General features: G+C 75.0%; 14 protein-coding genes. 6 read left to right on the top strand and 8 right to left on the bottom strand.

What is annotated here, in order from left to right; translation table 11 throughout:
• Nucleotides 1–39: 39 nt before the first annotated feature.
• Nucleotides 40–2,241, bottom strand: coding sequence for an MMPL family transporter (locus tag QWJ13_RS19200; RefSeq protein ID WP_316525884.1), 2,202 nt, complete (start codon nucleotides 2,239–2,241; stop codon nucleotides 40–42).
• Nucleotides 2,242–2,622: 381 nt separating this feature from the next.
• On the opposite strand from QWJ13_RS19200, the gene QWJ13_RS19195 reads away from it, so the two are divergent.
• Genes QWJ13_RS19195 through QWJ13_RS19185 form a run of 3 tightly spaced genes read left to right on the top strand, consistent with a single transcriptional unit; the run spans nucleotide 2,623 to nucleotide 5,818 of the window.
• Nucleotides 2,623–3,747 carry a DegT/DnrJ/EryC1/StrS family aminotransferase gene (locus QWJ13_RS19195; RefSeq protein WP_316525883.1) on the top strand — a complete coding sequence of 375 codons (1,125 nt, stop codon included), beginning with the start codon at nucleotides 2,623–2,625 and terminating at the stop codon, nucleotides 3,745–3,747.
• 22 nt (nucleotides 3,748–3,769) lie between these two features.
• A complete protein-coding gene (locus QWJ13_RS19190; protein ID WP_316525882.1) occupies nucleotides 3,770–4,714 on the top strand; it encodes an NAD-dependent epimerase/dehydratase family protein in 945 nt (314 codons plus the stop codon).
• Nucleotides 4,715–4,726: 12 nt separating this feature from the next.
• Nucleotides 4,727–5,818 carry a glycosyltransferase family protein gene (locus tag QWJ13_RS19185; RefSeq protein ID WP_316525881.1) on the top strand — a complete coding sequence of 364 codons (1,092 nt, stop codon included), beginning with the start codon at nucleotides 4,727–4,729 and terminating at the stop codon, nucleotides 5,816–5,818.
• A 16-nt stretch (nucleotides 5,819–5,834) separates the two neighbouring features.
• Here QWJ13_RS19185 and QWJ13_RS19180 read toward each other — a convergent pair whose 3' ends face one another.
• From QWJ13_RS19180 to QWJ13_RS19160, 5 genes are all read right to left on the bottom strand, one after another.
• A complete protein-coding gene (locus QWJ13_RS19180; protein ID WP_316525880.1) occupies nucleotides 5,835–6,599 on the bottom strand; it encodes a polysaccharide deacetylase family protein in 765 nt (254 codons plus the stop codon).
• Nucleotides 6,596–7,420 carry an SDR family NAD(P)-dependent oxidoreductase gene (locus QWJ13_RS19175; protein WP_316525879.1) on the bottom strand — a complete coding sequence of 275 codons (825 nt, stop codon included), beginning with the start codon at nucleotides 7,418–7,420 and terminating at the stop codon, nucleotides 6,596–6,598. Before QWJ13_RS19175 ends, QWJ13_RS19180 begins: the two co-directional genes overlap by 4 nt.
• Before the next feature lie 79 nt (nucleotides 7,421–7,499).
• Nucleotides 7,500–8,387 (bottom strand): DMT family transporter, encoded by an 888-nt coding sequence (locus tag QWJ13_RS19170; RefSeq protein WP_316525878.1) that lies wholly within the window; start codon nucleotides 8,385–8,387, stop codon nucleotides 7,500–7,502.
• 129 nt (nucleotides 8,388–8,516) lie between these two features.
• A complete protein-coding gene (gene bla / locus QWJ13_RS19165; RefSeq protein ID WP_316525877.1) occupies nucleotides 8,517–9,476 on the bottom strand; it encodes a class A beta-lactamase in 960 nt (319 codons plus the stop codon).
• A gap of 103 nt (nucleotides 9,477–9,579) precedes the next feature.
• Nucleotides 9,580–10,392 (bottom strand): SAM-dependent methyltransferase, encoded by an 813-nt coding sequence (locus tag QWJ13_RS19160; RefSeq protein ID WP_316525876.1) that lies wholly within the window; start codon nucleotides 10,390–10,392, stop codon nucleotides 9,580–9,582.
• Between the two features lie 251 nt (nucleotides 10,393–10,643).
• Between QWJ13_RS19160 and QWJ13_RS19155 the strand changes: the two genes are divergently transcribed.
• Both QWJ13_RS19155 and QWJ13_RS19150 read left to right on the top strand, forming a co-directional pair.
• The gene (locus QWJ13_RS19155) at nucleotides 10,644–11,297 is read left to right on the top strand and encodes an RNA polymerase sigma factor (protein WP_316525875.1); all 654 of its coding nucleotides are present in this window, start codon (nucleotides 10,644–10,646) and stop codon (nucleotides 11,295–11,297) included.
• The gene (locus tag QWJ13_RS19150; protein ID WP_316525874.1) at nucleotides 11,294–12,025 is read left to right on the top strand and encodes a hypothetical protein; all 732 of its coding nucleotides are present in this window, start codon (nucleotides 11,294–11,296) and stop codon (nucleotides 12,023–12,025) included. The genes QWJ13_RS19155 and QWJ13_RS19150 overlap by 4 nt, the downstream gene beginning before the upstream one ends.
• A 29-nt stretch (nucleotides 12,026–12,054) precedes the next feature.
• Here the strand turns inward: QWJ13_RS19150 and QWJ13_RS19145 are convergent, their stop codons facing one another.
• Nucleotides 12,055–12,594, bottom strand: coding sequence for a hypothetical protein (locus QWJ13_RS19145; protein WP_316525873.1), 540 nt, complete (start codon nucleotides 12,592–12,594; stop codon nucleotides 12,055–12,057).
• Nucleotides 12,561–13,061, bottom strand: coding sequence for a 4'-phosphopantetheinyl transferase family protein (locus tag QWJ13_RS34380; RefSeq protein WP_432277559.1), 501 nt, complete (start codon nucleotides 13,059–13,061; stop codon nucleotides 12,561–12,563). Before QWJ13_RS34380 ends, QWJ13_RS19145 begins: the two co-directional genes overlap by 34 nt.
• A 170-nt stretch (nucleotides 13,062–13,231) precedes the next feature.
• Between QWJ13_RS34380 and QWJ13_RS19140 the strand changes: the two genes are divergently transcribed.
• Nucleotides 13,232–13,375 carry a hypothetical protein gene (locus tag QWJ13_RS19140; protein ID WP_316525872.1) on the top strand — a complete coding sequence of 48 codons (144 nt, stop codon included), beginning with the start codon at nucleotides 13,232–13,234 and terminating at the stop codon, nucleotides 13,373–13,375.
• Nucleotides 13,376–13,406: the final 31 nt, after the last annotated feature.

Below are 13,406 nucleotides of genomic sequence, written 5' to 3'. Positions count from 1 at the left end.
GTGGTGCCGGGCCGGGCGGGGTGGGGTGGTACCGGCGGCCTAGACGGTGACCGACTCCTTGGCCGGGGCCGGCTCGGGGGCGGAAACCTCCAGCTTGCTGCCCTCGACGTCCACGTCCGGTATCAGCCGGTCGAGCCAGCCCGGCAGCCACCAGGCGCGGCGGCCCAGCAGGGCGAGGACGGCCGGGACGACGGTCATCCGGACGATGAAGGCGTCGAAGGCGACGGCGGCGGCGAGGCCCAGGCCCATCATCTTGATCATCGGCTCGCTCATCCCGATGAAGCCGGCGAAGACGGCGATCATGATGAAGGCCGCGGCGGTGACCACACGGGCGTTGTGCCGGAAGCCGGTGACGATCGCCTCGTCGGGGGACTCACCGTGGACGAAGCCCTCGCGGATCCGGGTGACCAGGAACACCTCGTAGTCCATGGCGAGGCCGAAGACCACACCGATCATGAAGATCGGCATCATGCTCATCACCGGGCCGGTCTGCTCCACACCGATCAGATCGGCCAGCCAGCCCCACTGGAAGACGGCGACCACGGCGCCGAGCGCGGCGACCACCGAGAGCAGGAAGCCGAGCGCCGCCTTCAGCGGGACGAGGACGGAGCGGAAGACCACCATCAGCAGGATGACGGCGAGGCCGACGACCACGGCGAGGTAGGGCAGCAGCGCGTCCGACATCTTCTGCGAGACGTCGATGTTCATCGCGGTGGTGCCGCTGACCAGGACCGTCGCCCCGGTGGCCGTCTTCAGGCCGGCCGCGTCGCCGCGGATGGCCTGCACGATCTTCTTGGTCTCGGCGTCGCTCGGACCGGAGGCCGGGACGGCGTTGAGGATGGCGGTGTCGCCCTCCTTGTTGAACATCGGCGGCGTCACCGCGACGACCCCGGGCACCCCGGAGACCTTCTTCTCGACCTCGGCGGCGGCGGCCTTCGGGTCGGCGACGCCCTTGACGTCGACCATGACCATCAGCGGGCCGTTGAAGCCCGGACCGAAGCCCTCGGAGAGCAGGTCGTAGGCGCGGCGCTGGGTGGTCGAGGTGGGCTTGGACTCGTCACCCGGCAGGCCGAGCCGCAGGTCGAGCGCCGGGGCGGCGAGCGCGCCGAGGGCGATCACGCCGCCGAGCAGCACCGCGAGCGGGCGGCGCAGGATGAAGCGGGCCCAGCGGGCGCCGCCGTTCTCCTTCTCGGCCGGGGCCGCCGTGCCGCGGGCCTTGCGGACCTTGCGCGGCAGCACCTTGCGGCCCAGGAAGCCGAGCAGCGCGGGGACCAGGGTGAGCGCGACCAGTACGGCGATGACGACCGTCCCGGCGGCGGCCATGCCCATCTTGGCCAGGATCGGGATGCCGACCACGGACAGGCCGGCGAGCGCGATCACCACGGTGAGGCCGGCGAAGACCACCGCGGACCCGGCGGTGCCGACCGCCCGGCCGGCCGCCTCCTGGGGCGTGCGGCCCTCGGCGAGCTCGGCGCGGTAGCGGGAGACGATGAACACCGCGTAGTCGATGCCGACCGCGAGGCCGAGCATCATCGCGAGCGTGCCGGTGGTGGCGGAGAGCCCGAGCGTGCTGCCGAGCGCCGTGATCAGCGCCATGCCGAGGCCGACGCCGACGACCGCGGTGAGCAGCGGCAGACCGGCCGCGAGCAGCGAGCCGAAGGTGATCACCAGGACGACGGCGGACAGCGCCATGCCGATCGCCTCGCTGCTGCCGCCCGCCTCGGGCTTGGCCATCAGCGCGGTGCCGCCGATCTCGACCTTGAGCCCGGCGTCCCGGCCGTGCTGGACGGCCTGCTCCAGGGCGTCGGTGGCGCCCTTGGAGACCTCGCCCGGCTTGGCGGAGTAGTTGACCGTCGCGTACGCGGTGGTGCCGTCCTGGGAGACGGCGCCCTGCATCTTGAACGGGTTCACCGCGCCGGTGACCTGCTCGGAGTGGGCGACCTCGTCGACCGTCCGCTCGACCGCCTGCTGGTTGGCCGTGGCGGTGATCTTCTGGCCGGAGGGGGCGACGAACACGATGCGCGCCGCGGCCCCGTCGGCGTGGCCGCCGGGGAAGCGCTCGTTCATCAGGTCGAAGGCCTTCTGCGCTTCCGTGCCGGGCATCGCGAAGCCGTCGTCGGGAGCGGCGGGCGCCTTGGCCGCGAGGGCCCCGACCGCGGCCAGCACGGCGACCCAGAGGAAGGTCACCAGCCGGCGCCGGACGAAGGCCCATCGGCCCAGACGGTAGAGGAACGTGGCCACGGGAGAGCGGACTCCTTCGGATGCGGTTCTCGGAACGGGACAGCGCCACGGCGGGCCGGACGTCCGGATGGACGCGGTCCGCCGCAGCATGGCCAATCCTTGATCGCCGACCCCTCATCCGTCGTCGTCTCTGCGCAGGCCGTTGGCGTACTACGGACGCAGTAGGGCCCTCCCCCGTACGGAGGAGCGCACGCCCCACACCGGCAGCAGCGCTCCGACCTGCGGCGGAAGCAGATTCGAGCACTCGTGCCCGCTTCGACGGCGGGCCGCGGCCCGGTGGGCGAAGTAGCGTGATCCTCCTGACCCGTCCGCTTACCGTGCGGTTCGGGAGGATCCGACCCGATCGGTGCTGTTTGCGCAGCCCGCCGCCGGAGGTGCCCCATGGGCGTTCCAGCCGCCCGCATCGTGTTCGACGAGAGCGACCGCGCGGAGGTCGCCGAAGCGGTGACCGAGATGCTCGCCACCGGCTCGCTCACCCTCGGTCCGTGGACCGAACGCTTCGAGCAGGCCTTCGCCGCCGAGCACGGCGCCTCGCACGCCGTCGCGGTGAGCAGCGGCACGGCGGCGCTGGAGGTGATCCTGCGGAGCATCGACGTCCGGGGCCGCGACGTGGTCGTCCCCGCCGTCACCTTCTACGCGACCGCCGGCGCGGTGCTGCACGCGGGCGGGCGCCCGGTGTTCGCCGATGTCGACCCGGCCACCCTCGCGCTCTCCCCCGAGACCGTGGCGGCCGCACTCACCCCGGACACCGCCGCCGTCGTCCTGGTGCACATCGGCGGGCTGGTCGGCCCGCAGGCCGGCGCCCTGCGCGACCTGTGCGACCGACGCGGCATCCCGCTGGTCGAGGACGCCGCGCACGCCCACGGCAGCAGCTTCGGCGGACGCGCCGCCGGGACCTTCGGCCTGGCCGGGGCCTTCTCCTTCTACCCGACCAAGGTCACCACCAGCGGCGAGGGCGGGATGATCCTCACCGAGTCGCCGGAGCTGCGCGACGAGGCCCGGGTCTACCGCGACCAGGGCAAGGGCTCCTTCACCACCAACCACCACGTCAAGCTCGGCTACTCCTGGCGGATGAGCGAGCCGCACGCCGCGATCGGTACGGTGCACCTGCGCCGGCTGAAGGAGTTCATCGAGACCCGCCGGGCCGTCGCCCGCCGCTACGACGCGGCGCTGTCCGGCCTGGACGGCCTCGACCCGGTGCCGGAGCCGCCCGGCTGCCGCGGCAACTACTACAAGTACGTGGCGCTGCTGCCCGCCGGGGTGGACCGCGCGGAGTTCAAGCGGGCGGTGGCCGAAGAGCACGGGGTGCGGCTGTCCGGCGAGGTGTACGACCTGCCGCTGCACCTCCAGCCGGTGCTCGCCCCCTACCGGCGCGGGCCGCTGCCGGTGGCCGAGGACGTCTGCGCGCGGCAGGTCTGCCTGCCGGTGCACTCCGACATGACCGAGGACGAGACGGAGCAGGTCGTCGACGCCGTCTGCGCGGTGCACCGGCGACTGGCCGGGTGACCGGAGCGAAGGGAGCAAGACCGTGCGGATAGCCGTCACCGGGGGCTGCGGGTTCATCGGCTCACACGTCGTGGACCACCTGATCGCGGCCGGCCACGACGTCCTCGCCGTGGACACCACCGACAAGTACCTCAACCCGGACGCCGAGCACGTGCGGCTCGACGTCCTCGACCTCAAGGCCCTGACCGCGGCGCTGGCCGGCAGCGAGGTGGTCTACCACCTCGCCGCGCTGGCCGATGTCGAGCAGGTGTCCGCCGACCCGGTCCGCGCGGTGCGGACCAACATCGACGGTACCGAGGCCGTCCTGGAGGCCGCCCGGCGCAGCGGCCTGAGCCGGACCGTGCTGGCGAGCACCGTCTGGGTCTACGGCGCCGCCCTCTCCGACGGGCAACTCGACGGCGGTGAGCAGGAGCTGGACGAGCACGTGCCGATCGAGCTGGAGCGCAGCGGCCATCTGTACGTGGCCACCAAGCTCGCCGCCGAGATGCTGGTGCACAGCTACCGCGAGCTCTACGGGCAGCACTTCACCATCCTGCGCTACGGCATCCCGTACGGCCCCCGGATGCGCGACGAGCTGGTCGTCGCCCGGTTCGTCCAGGCCGCGCTGGCCGGGCGGCCGATCACGATCGCCGGGGACGGCCGGCAGAGCCGCAACTTCGTCTACGTCGAGGACCTCGCCGACGCCCACGTCCGGGCCCTGTCCCCCGCCGCCGAGGACCAGACCTTCGCGCTGGAGGGCTCGACGGCCGTCACGGTGCGGGACATCGCCGACACCGTGGACGGGCTGCTGGGCCCCGTCACCATCGAGCACATCGACGGGCGCAAGGCCGACTACGCGGGGCGGCGGATCTCCTCGGCGCAGGCCAAGCGGCTGCTGGGCTGGTCACCGCGGACCAACTTCACGGACGGCGTGCGGCAGTACGCCGACTGGTACCGGGCCGCCGTCGGCTCGGCCGCGGGCACCTGACGGGGCCGCCCGATGCCGCACGCCCTGCTGGTCTCCGGCTCGCTCGGGCAGGGCCACGACGTGATGGCGCAGGCCTGCGCGGACACCCTGCGGGAGCGCGGCTGGAGCACCGACACCGTCGACGCCATGGCCCTGCTCGGGCAGCGCTCCGGCCCGGCCGGGGAGGCGGTGTTCCGCCGCCTGCTCGACCTGCCCGGGGTGTACGACGCCTTCCACTTCTCCGCGCTGCGCCCCGGCGCCCGGATCGCGCTGCTCGCCGACGCGGCGGCCCGCACCCGGCTGGTCCCGGCGTTGCGGGCGCTGGTCGAGGCGCAGCGGCCGCAGCTGGTCGTCTCGGTGTTCGCCACCGCGACCTCCGCGGTCAACCGGCTGCTGCGGCAGGCGCCGGAGCGGCGGTTCCGGCACTTCGTGTTCTGCACCGACGTGACGCCGCACCGGCTCTGGGTGCAGGAGGGGACGGGCCTGTTCCTGGTCACCTCGGAGGTGGCCGCGTGCGCGGTGCGGCGCTACCGGCCGGACGCCGACGTCGCCGTCGTGCCCGCGCCGCTGCGCCGGCCCTTCTACCGGCCGCCGACCCGGGCGGCGGCCCGCGCGGAGCTGGGCGTGCCGGCCGACGCCAGGTGCGTGCTGCTGATGTCGGGTTCCTGGGGGCTCGGCCCGCTCGCCCGCACCGCTGCCGCGCTGGCCGCCGCCGGGCCGCACGTGCTCGCGGTGGCCGGGCGCAACCGCGAACTCGAACGCCGGCTGCGGGCCGCCGCACGCCGGGAGCCCCGGCTGCACCCCTTCGGCTACACCGACCGCGTCCCCGCCCTGATGTCCGCCGCCGATCTGGTGGTCACCAGCTCGGGCGACACCTGTAGCGAGGCCCGGGCGCTGGGCCGGCGGCTGCTCCTGCTCGACGTGGTGCAGGGGCACGGGCGCGACAACCTCCAGCACGAGTTGGAGCTCGGCCACGCCGATGTCGCCACCGCCCACCCCGCCGAGGTGGTCCGCAACGCCCTGGCCGCGCTCGGCCGGCCCGAGCCCCCGCCGTCCGCCGGCGCGACACCGGCGGCCTGGCAGGAGGGGTTCGGGGCGGCGCTGCGGCGGATGGGGCTGGGGTAGCGGGCCCCGGGCCGGGTCAGCGCGGGCCGACGGGCGGGGGCACCCGGTGGTCGCGCAGCGGTCCGAGGGTGAGCCGGTGGGCCCGGCAGTGGGCGGCGATCAGCGGGAGGGCGGCGAGGGTGGCACGCCAGGAGTCGGGGGCGGAGGTGCAGTCGGAGTCGTGCAGGAGGAGGGTGGCGCCGCCGGTGAGGCCGGGACGGGCGGTCGCGTAGACGGACTCGCCGGTGGCCCGCGCCTCCCAGTCCCGGCCCCAGGCGGTCCACAGCACGCTGCGCAGGCCGAGGCGGCGGGCGGCCAGGGCCGGGCCCGCGGTCAGGATGCCGTACGGCGGGCGGTACCACTGCGGGCGGGCACCGCAGAGCTCCGTCACGGCCTCATCGGCGTGGCGCAGTTCGCGCAGGTCGCGGGCGGGGGCCGGGTACCACTGCGGCCGGTGGTGCCAACCGTGGACGGCCACCTCGTGGCCGCGCAGCACCAGTTCACGGCCGAGCCCTGGAGCGCGCTCCAGCATCGCGCCGAGCAGGAAGAAGGTGGCGCGGGCGCCGAGTTCGTCCAGCGCGTCGAGGACGTACGGGGTGCTGCGCGGATCGGGGCCGTCGTCGAAGGTCAGCGCGATGTGGCCCGGCGCGGTGCCGTGGCCGGCGGTGCGGCGGGCCAGGCTGCGGCGCAGCGGCGGCAGCCGGACGGCGGCCGGGGCGAGGTGCAGGAACTCGACGGCCGCGGCGGCGGCGAGCGCGGCGGCGGCGGCGGAACCCGCGTGGCGCACGACGGTGGCGCTCACCCGAAGCGCGAGGCCATCCGGCGGAACACGCCCGGCGCCACGCCGTGGATGCGGGCCGGGAAGCCGAGCCACTGGGGGACGTAGAGGCGGTCACGCTCGGTGGCGATGGTGGCGACCACGGTGTCCGCGACCCGCTCCGCCGAGACCGGGCGCGGCCGCTCGCGCTGGTACGGGGTGCCGCGCCGGTCGAAGAAGGGGGTGTCCACCGCCCCCGGGAGTACGAGCCGCACGCCCACCCCGGTGCCGCGCAGCTCGTACCAGAGGCTCTCCGCGAACATCGCCAGCCCGCCCTTGGTGGCCGCGTAGCCCGACTCGTCGCACACGCCGACCTGGCCGGCCATCGAGCCGATCAGCACGATCCGGCCGCGCCGGCGCTCCAGCATGCCGGGCAGCAGCAGGCGGACCAGGCGCAGCGGGGCGGCGAGGTTGACCTCGATCATCCGGTCCAGGGTGTCGGAGGGCGTCTGCGCGTACGGGCCGCGCCATCCCAGGCCGGCGCTGGCGATCAGGGCGTCCACCCGGCCGGCGTCGGCCAGGGCGGCCTCGGCGAGGCGGGCCGGGCCGTCCGGTTTGCTCAGGTCCTCGGGCAGGGCGCGGCCGCCGGTGCGGTCGGCGAGTTCGTCGAGGCGGGCGCGGTCGGTGCCGGAGAGCAGGGTGTGCCAGCCGGCGTCGGCCAGGCGGGTGGCGGTGGCGAGGCCGATCCCGGAGGAGGCGCCGGTGACCAGTGCGACGGGGCGGTCGGTTCGGCCCTTCGGGGCCTCGGAGTCCGTGGCGTGCTCGGGGTCCGACCGTCGGGGTCGGGGGTGGGGCTCCTCCGCCATCGGGCACCTGCCGCTCTGTGACCGTCGTCGCCGTCCGTTTTGTCCGGCAAGTCACCTTCGCATGGCGGAGCCGCCCGGGCTACCGGGGCGGCACGGCGGGCTCCGACTCGGCGTCCCGGTGCGGGGCCGACGGTTCGGCGGGCTCGCCCTCCAGCTCGCCGAAGCGGGAGAGGGCGAAGGTACCGCCCACGGCCACCGCGAAGCCCGTCAGCGCGCACCACTCGAAGCCGGGGCGGGCGGCGTCGCCGAGCACCGCCACCCCGACCAGCGCCGGGCCGAAGGTCTCGGTCACCGTTCCGGCGGCGGTCGCGGCCGTCACCGTGCCACGTTGCAGGGCCAGGGCGTAGGCGAGGTAGCCGCCGAGGCCGCCGACGGCGAGGGCGTAGGCCGCGGGGTCGGTGAGGACGGCGACCGGCCCGGAGACGTCCAGGACCCGCACGGCCAGGCTGGTCACGCCGAAGCCGGCCCCGGCCAGCAGGCCCAGGCCGGCCGCCGCCGCGTTGCCGGCCCGGCGCACCAGGACCAGGGTGGCGAGCAGGATGACGGCGGTGGTGGCGAGCAGCGCCCAGTGGAAGGCGGGCCCGGCGTGGTCGCGGCCGGGCCGCCCGGAGCCGAGCGCCAGCAGGGTCAGTCCGACGACCACGGCGAGGATGCCCGCGAGGTCGCCCCGGCGCAGCCGCGCGCCCAGCAGCCAGACGGCGGCCAGGGCGGTGACGGCCAGGCTGGAATTGGTGACGGCCTGCACCAGGAACAGCGGGAGGGTGCGCAGCGCGACGATGCTCAGCGCGAAGCCGACGATGTCCAGCAGCGTGCCGGCGATGAACTGCCAGGAGCGCACCAGCGCGGCCAGCAGGCCCGCCCGGACCCGGTCGGCGCGCGGGGCCGACCGGGCCCCGCGCGCCTGGAAGACCGCCCCGAAACCGAAGCAGACGGTCGCGACCAGCGCGGTGGTGAGTCCCAGCAGCATGCCTCTCCCAGCGTCGCGGGGCAGCATCGATCCACCACCAGTCTGTGCCCGGCGGGACAGGGGCGCACGGGTGGGGTGGCTGGGACGAGAGGCATCGCCGGGACGACCGCGCCGACCCGGGGCCGGGTGCTACCCGAGGGCTCCCGCGAGCAGCGTGGCCGTCCGGGAGACCAGGAGCTCGTCCATCGGCGCGGCCTGGTCGGCCGGCTTGGTGGTCAGCACGGCGAGCAGGACGGGGGCGCCGGCCGGGGTCCAGGCGATGCCGACGTCGTTGGTGCTGCCGTAGCTGCCGGTACCGGTCTTGTCGGCGAGCGCCCAGTCCGCCGGGAGGCCCTCGCGGAAGCGGTGGGCGCTGGTGGTGTTGGCCCGCAGCCAGCCGGCGATCAGGTCCCGCTTGGCGGGCGGCAGGGCGTTGCCGAGGGCGAGGTCGCCGTAGGTGTCGGCGATGGCGTGCGGGGTGGTGGTGTCGGTGCGCCGGTCGGGCTCGGCGGAGTTGAGCTCGGGCTCCCAGCGGTCCAGGCGGGTGACGCGGTCGCCGATCGAGCGGGCGAAGCGGGTGACGGCGGTCGGTCCGCCGAGTTCGCGGAGCAGCAGGTTGGCCGCGGTGTTGTCGCTGACCACGATGGCGGCGGAGCAGAGCTCGGCGACGGTCAGGCCGTTCGCCACGTTCTCGGCCTTGCTCGTGACGTCTCCGCCGCCGGACCGTACGACGTCGGCTTCGGTGTACCGGATGCGCTTCGCGAGGAACTCGCCGTCCCGGTCGAGGTCCCGCAGGACGGCGGCGACCGCGACGGTCTTGAAGACCGAGCAGATCGGGAAGAGCTCGTCCGCGCGGTACCGGACGGTCCGGCCGGTGACCAGGTTGCGGCCGTAGACGCCGAGGCGGGCGGAGTGCTCCTGTTCCAGGGCGGCGAGGGCCGGATGGATCCCGGTCTCGTCGGCGGGCCGGTCGGCCGTCGCCGCGCGTGCCGACGCGCCGGTCACGGCGGTGACTGCGGTGACGGCGGTGACGGCCACGGCCGCCCCGAGGCCGAGGACCGCGCGGCGGCTGCGGTGGCTGTCGCGGGCTTCCGAAGGCTGCGGGTACATGCTCCCCCTCTGGTCGAATGTCGCGGCGTGAGCCGCCTTCTCGATCACCAGGACGCGGAGCGGGCGCCGATGGTTCGTCAGCAGCCGGATTTTCCCGTGGAGTTCACGGCTTGACGGCCACCGCCGCGTACGCCGAGGCCTCCGCGGGGGCGACCGGCGTCTCGCCGGGTGACGGCCGCCACCGCGGGGTGGGGACGACGCCCGGGTCGAGCAGGGTCCAGCCGTCGAAGAAGCGGGCGATCTCCGGTCGGGTCCGAGCCCGGGCGGCGGCGTCGGCGCCCGGGCCGGCGGAGTGGACACGGGCCGGGCCGGGGGCGGACTCGGGCGCGAACTCGGCGGTGACGTGGGTCATCACCAGGGCGCTGCCGGGGGCGAGGGCCGACTTGAGGTGCTCGACCAGCCGGTGCGCGCCGAGCTCGTCGGGCACGACGTGCAGCAGGGCGTTGAGGGAGAGCGCGACGGGCCGGGCCAGGTCGATGGTCTCGCGCAGGCCGGGCGTGGCGAGCAGGTGGACCGGGTCGGTGACGTCGGCCTCGACGTAGGCGGTGCGGCCCCCGGGGGTGCCGGTGAGCAGGGCTTGGGCGTGCGAGAGCACGATCGGGTCGTTGTCGGCGTAGACCACCCGGGCCTCGGGCCGGATGCGCTGGGCGGTCTCGTGCAGGCTGGGCGAGGTGGGGATGCCGGTGCCGATGTCGAGGAACTGGTCGAAGCCGGCCTCGGCGAGCACCCGGGTCGAGCGGTGCATGAAGGAACGGTTGGCCCGAGCGCCGGTACGCAGCCAGGGCGCCACCGCGAGGGCGTGCCCGGCGGCCTCCCGGTCGGCGGCGAAGTTGGTGAAGCCGCCGAGGAAGTAGTCGTACATCCGGGCCGGGTGCGGCACGGTCAACCGGAGGTCCACCCCGTCGTAACGGCCCATCGTGATCCCCCTTGGCTCCGCCCCCGATCGGCTCCGATCCCGATCGGTCGGTTGCTGCCCAGGACGTACGGGAGCCAATCACGTTCCGAACACCTTCCGATTGTTCCTATGAATCGCTGAAGCCCATGAGATGACAATCTGTATTCGGATTGCAGCCTGGAGTGACAGGCCTGATGCAATGAGGATGGGCACAGACAGCCCGACCCTCGGGTGGCCCGGCGATCAGCCGACGGCCACGGAAAGCAGGCTCGATGACGATCGACAGGGGAGCCGCCGTGCGCGGCCACCGGGGTGGGACGACCGTGGCGTGCACCGGCCGGGCGGCGGCGACGAACCGGGCGGTCGACCCGGTGCCCGAGCCCCGCTCCGAGCACGGACCCCGCCTGGACCTCACCTATGCCGCCTTCTGCGAGACCCACGAACCCGCTTGGCACGCCCTCGCGTTGACCCGGATAGGCAACCGGTCCGACGCGGCGCTGGTGGTCGAGGCGGTGAAGGCCGATCTGTCCCGCTACTGGCCGCAGGTGCTGCGCTTCGAGGAACCGGCGGCCTACGCCTGGCGGTTGGCCAACCGGCACGTCGCGGACTGGGTCGCCGTCGAGGAACCGGTCGAGGTGGAGGCGGTGACCTTCGCGGCGGTGATCGGCGCCTTCAAGCAGGTGGCGAACGGGCTGCTGCACAGCGAGGCGGACGAGGTGCGGCTGTACGCGGCCATCCTCGAACTGCCGGACCGGCAGCGGGACGTGGTGATCCTGCGGTACCTGCTCGGCCTGCACGTCCAGGTGATCGCGGCGTACCTGGGACGGCCGGTGGCGACGGTGCACTCCAACCTCCGGCACGCCCGGGACCGGCTGGCGCGCGGCCTCGGGGTGCGCGAACTCCCGGACCGCGGAGGCGAACTGTGACGGACGGGGCGCGGGAGCCGGCGCCGGGCGGAACGGGCCGCGCCGACGGGAGGGCCGCGACGGTCCGCGTCCCCCGGCCGCGGCGCCACCACGAGGGGCGGATCGCCGCCGTGCGCCAGGCCCGGATCACGGCGGAGCCCGCCCACCTCCCGTCCGAGCACGAGCAGGCCGCCTTCGAACTCGGCCTGGTGGTGGCCCTGGTGCTGGGTGCGCCGGACGCCGCGCACGGGCTCGACCTATTGGTGAACGCGCGCCGGATAGAGCCGGAGGGAGCCGAGGTGTTCGGCGCGCTGCTGTACGCCACCGGGAAGGAGGAGGGCGCCGAGTTCTGGTGGCGCTTCGCGGCCGGATCGGGCAGCGGGACGGCCGCGTACTGCCTGCACCTGCACCACCTGATGCTCGGTGAGACCGAGGACGCCGACTACTGGCGGGCCTGGTCGGACCAGCTCGCCACGGCCGAACGGCCTTCCGGGCCACGGTCCTTGCGGATGGGCCGGCCGCTGCTGCCGGAGGACGTGCGGCGCCACCTCACCGCCCGGGTGCACCGGGGGCTGGCGCCGCGGCTGCCGCCGGCGCTGGTCGCGATGATCGACCGGCTGCCGGTGCAGGACGGCGACGAGGAACGGGTGCCGAACCCCTGGGGGCTCACCTCCGGGGAGACCTCCGCCTGCTCCTGGGAGGACCTCCCGCGGGGGCCGGCGGACGGCCGTGGCGGCCCGGCAGGGTGAGCGCCGCGCGGACCGCCGCGCTCACCCCTTCAGGTGAGCCCGGACAGCCGGGCGAGCACGTCCGGGTCCCGTCCGCTCCCGGTCTCGGTCCGCACCCCCGCCGCCGCGGCGTGCCGGACGACGTAGTGGTGCGGGGCCATCGCGGTGTCCCGGCCGGCCAAGGCGTCGAGCACCGCGCGATGGGCGTCGGCGGGTCCGAACCCGGGGTCGGCCGCCACGATCTCGGCCACCAACCGTCCCTCGCGGACCGAGAGCGCCGACAGCCGGTGCGCGCCGAGGGCGGTGTCCAGGAGCGCGCGGACGGCCGCGAGGTCGATCCGGGCGCCGTCGATCAGCCGCCACTCGCCACCGCGGCCGCCCTCCGGCGGGCCGGGCACGGCGGGCAGGTCGTCGAGCGGCACCGGCCCCTCGGCGGCGGCCGCGAGCAGCGCCGGCAGCGCCCGGGCGAAGCTCTCGGCCTCCTCGGGGTCGAACACCTGGGGGCAGGCGGCCAGCGCGAAGTCCAGGCTGCCGGTGATCCGCAGGACGGTGAACATCAGCCGGACCGACAGCGGCGGGGCGGGCAGCACGGTGAGTTCGGGGTCGGCCGTCGGGGGTTCCCGCGCCAGCTGGTCCAGACCAAAGGTCGCCGGACCGGAGACATCGTCAATTCACTCTCCATACACGAGAGTTGACATGCATCGGCGACTCTCCGAGGGTGGCGATGGCAGCCCGGAACGGCCCCGGCACGGGAACGTCGCAGAGCCGCGCGGGCCCGGCGCCGAGCCCGCCCGGGTCGACCACCGGCAACGGTGACGGACCGGCCACCGGCACGCCGAAGGACCGCCCGAGCCCCCCCGTACGCCTTGACGCAGGCCTCGCGGCGGCACCACAGCACGGTGAACCGCGCCGCCCGCTCGGCCGGTTCGGCGGGCTCCGCGACGAACCGCGCCTCCTCGGGCGGGAACCAGCGGGCGGCCATCCGCTCGGCGGTCCGGGCGACATGGAGCCGCTCGATGTCGACGCCGACCGGCCGCCCCTCGGCCAGGGCCAGCACCGCGAGAGCCTCCGAGGCCGACCAGTTGACCCGCAGCCCACCGGCGTCCGCCGGCTCGGGCTTGCCGTGCCGCCCGTACCGCCAGACCAGCCCGGCCGGATGGACGCCGAGCCGTTCGGCCACCAGTCGGCGCGGCAAGCGGCGCGGGCCTGCGGGTGCCGCTCGCGCGCGTGACGCCGGAGCGGCTGGCGGACGCGCTGCGGGCCGTACTCGATTCGACGCATTACCGGGAACGGGCGGTTCAGGTCGGCCGGGAACTACTGGCCGGAGGCGGTGCGGCGGCCGCGGCGGACCGGCTGGAGGCGCTCGGCTGAACCGGCTCGCGCCAAGGCCCTCTAGCAGACC

Origin of the sequence: Kitasatospora brasiliensis (assembly GCF_032654805.1) — a bacterium.
In the GTDB taxonomy this organism is placed as follows: domain Bacteria; phylum Actinomycetota; class Actinomycetes; order Streptomycetales; family Streptomycetaceae; genus Kitasatospora; species Kitasatospora brasiliensis.
Note: the sequence above shows the minus strand (reverse complement) of the source record. Positions and strands in the feature narration are given on the sequence as shown.

Bases quoted from the DNA above. Each gene is read 5' to 3' on its own strand.
- QWJ13_RS19195 (WP_316525883.1), top strand. From the start codon at position 2,623: ATGGGCGTTCCAGCCGCCCGCATCGTGTTCGACGAGAGCGACCGCGCG.
- QWJ13_RS19185 (WP_316525881.1), top strand. From the start codon at position 4,727: ATGCCGCACGCCCTGCTGGTCTCCGGCTCGCTCGGGCAGGGCCACGAC.
- QWJ13_RS19175 (WP_316525879.1), bottom strand. From the start codon at position 7,420: ATGGCGGAGGAGCCCCACCCCCGACCCCGACGGTCGGACCCCGAGCAC.
- QWJ13_RS19170 (WP_316525878.1), bottom strand. From the start codon at position 8,387: ATGCTGCTGGGACTCACCACCGCGCTGGTCGCGACCGTCTGCTTCGGT.
- bla (WP_316525877.1), bottom strand. From the start codon at position 9,476: ATGTACCCGCAGCCTTCGGAAGCCCGCGACAGCCACCGCAGCCGCCGC.
- QWJ13_RS19160 (WP_316525876.1), bottom strand. From the start codon at position 10,392: ATGGGCCGTTACGACGGGGTGGACCTCCGGTTGACCGTGCCGCACCCG.
- QWJ13_RS19155 (WP_316525875.1), top strand. From the start codon at position 10,644: ATGACGATCGACAGGGGAGCCGCCGTGCGCGGCCACCGGGGTGGGACG.